We start from the raw sequence: 1,896 nt of genomic DNA on the forward strand, positions 1-1,896 counted from the left end.
AAACCCCGATTATCCGCAGAGTTTATTGATCGCAACGCCATTGATATCATTAATGCCCTGCAAGAGCACAACTTTACGACCTATCTTGTGGGAGGCTGCGTCAGAGATCTCCTCTTGGGCATTCAGCCCAAAGACTTTGATATCGTCACCATGGCGCCTCCAGAAAAAGTCCAACGCTTGGTTCGTCCTTCCTACATTATAGGTCGACGCTTTCGTTTAGTTTTAGTGAAGCGCCACGGGCAGCAATTTGAGGTCTCAACATTTCGCTCGGCCAATTATCTCAATGAAGACTCCGATGAAATTGATGAAAATATCTACGGGGAACCGAAAGAAGACGCTCTTCGCCGAGACTTTACCATCAACGGCTTATTCTACGATCCCGTCAAACAAGAGATTATCGATTACACCGATGGCCTTAAGGATATCGAAGCTAAAGTTGTTCGTATGATCGGTGATCCAGCACTGAGAATCGAACAAGATCCCATTCGAAGTTTGCGCGCTTTGCGATTCTCTCACAAAACGGACTTTTCTCTCGATCCCGATTTACGCCGAACGATCAAAGACAAGTCGCATCTTTTGGGTCAGGCGGTTCTTCCACGGGTGCGGGAAGAAATTCTCAAAATTCTTCGTCTCGATCATCCGGCCACTGTCCTTTGGGAAGCCTACGATTTAGATCTCTTAAAAAACATGCTCCCCGAGCTTCATGACCTGATGACCGATGATGACATGGGTAGTAGTTTTTGCCATCTCCTCAACCAGGGAATGGAAGCGATCACTGACCCCCTTGATTCTTACCAACTTTACACAATTCTATTGTACTCCTATCTCGCGAGCCGTGATCCTGACTGGCATACAAACCTCTCGACGAATTTTGACGAGAGAACCGATAAGTTCATTCGACAACAGTTGGGTATGCACCGGGTAGAAACTGAGATCTTTGCTCAGGCCGTTCAGCTCTTGAAGCAGCTCATCAAACAGCCTTCCCCTCAAGGCCTAAAGGCTCGCCATCGCGATCACGTTGCTGGAAATCGCGCCCTCTATCTCGCATTGATTTTAGCCGACGCTTATCATTATTTGTATCACTCTGAGATTGATGAGTGGGCCGAACTCCTCCGCACCGCTAAGCCAAATCCCCCTCCCGAGGGGCAAAAAGAATATCGACGACGACCCAAAAATAGAATATAGTTAGAGCACTTACTAACAAGGGGCTCATATGAGCGGTTCACATTTAGTCGTTTTAGCAATTATTCTTTTAATCGTGTTTATGGGTCCTCGCAGTTTACCAGGTTTAGGACGTGGTTTGGGTGATGCCATTCGCGGATTTAAAAAAGGTCTCGCCGGCGAAGACGAAGATGAGATCGATGTGACCGAGTCCGCGCGAGAAAAATTGGAAGGACCCTCAACGAAGACCTCTCAAAAACAATCACAGCGCGATCGCAACAAAGTCTAAAAAAAATTTCAAACATAACCATGTAATAAAAAAAGCTCCTCCCCAGGAGCTTTTTTTATGTCCGGAAGGTGCGCCGATACTTTTTGAGAACTACAGCGTCTAACGCAGTAGTTCTCAAAAAGTATCGGCGCACCTTCCGGACGCCTTGCTGGGGTGGGTTGCCAAGGGCGGGGGGATCTATTACTGTCCGGCGCTATATATAGGGAGGCTTTTATGAAGAGCTTATTTTTCTCATTGGTCCTTTTCGTGGTGAGTTCCGCGGGAGCCGTAGACATGGCGGCTGTGAATGCGGCTCTACAGAGTCCAGAGGGGCTTGAACTTGAGGTTCATGGAGCCGATCAAGAAAATTTTCTCTACACCGTCGCCTATCGCAATCCGCAGAATTTTTTCGACTCCGTCTATTTCCCAATCATTGCCGATTACACTTCGCCCGAAATGCAAAATGT

3 protein-coding genes are annotated in these 1,896 nt (G+C 47.3%); all 3 read left to right on the top strand.

All coding sequences use genetic code 11. From position 1 onward, the window contains the following. Window positions 1-1,185 (top strand): poly(A) polymerase (locus tag K2Q26_09000; GenBank protein MBY0315644.1); only part of this gene is annotated, 1,185 nt, incomplete at its 5' end. 28 nt (window positions 1,186-1,213) lie between these two features. Further along, a complete protein-coding gene (locus tag K2Q26_09005) occupies window positions 1,214-1,450 on the top strand; it encodes a twin-arginine translocase TatA/TatE family subunit (GenBank protein MBY0315645.1) in 237 nt (78 codons plus the stop codon). Window positions 1,451-1,663: 213 nt separating this feature from the next. Further along, the coding region (locus tag K2Q26_09010; protein MBY0315646.1) for a hypothetical protein at window positions 1,664-1,896 on the top strand (233 nt) is incomplete at its 3' end.

The organism is Bdellovibrionales bacterium (assembly GCA_019750295.1).
In the GTDB taxonomy this organism is placed as follows: domain Bacteria; phylum Bdellovibrionota; class Bdellovibrionia; order Bdellovibrionales; family JAGQZY01; genus JAIEOS01.

Excerpts from the sequence above, each read along its gene's own strand:
- K2Q26_09005 (MBY0315645.1), top strand. The coding sequence starts at position 1,214 with ATGAGCGGTTCACATTTAGTCGTTTTAGCAATTATTCTTTTAATCGTG.